The sequence below is a fragment of the Klebsiella sp. K47 genome (assembly GCF_051858335.1).
Classification (GTDB): domain Bacteria; phylum Pseudomonadota; class Gammaproteobacteria; order Enterobacterales; family Enterobacteriaceae; genus Klebsiella; species Klebsiella pneumoniae.
Map to the genome: position 1 here is coordinate 1 of NZ_JBPYUI010000507.1, position 217 is coordinate 217.

Consider the following 217-nt stretch of genomic DNA (forward strand, 5'->3'; position numbering starts at 1 on the left):
TGCAGGTGCAGGCCGCCCAGGCGCGCTCGCTCATGCAGCGCCAGCGCAGCGGCGAAGCGCAGCTGTCGCTGGCCCGCGCCGAAGCCGCACTCGGTGACCGGGTCAAGAACCCGGCCATCGTGGCCGCGTTGGCCGGTGCCTACGCCGACATCGGCAGCCAGCAGCGCGCCCTCGTGCTCGCGCAGCGCCTGATCGAAGGCGGTTCGCCCAGCGTCGA

At 73.7% G+C, this 217-nt stretch carries 1 protein-coding gene; it reads right to left on the bottom strand.

The genetic code is table 11. The features are described from left to right. Positions 1 to 217: hypothetical protein (locus tag RRF55_RS28995; RefSeq protein ID WP_439419448.1), on the bottom strand; the 217-nt coding region annotated here is incomplete at both ends.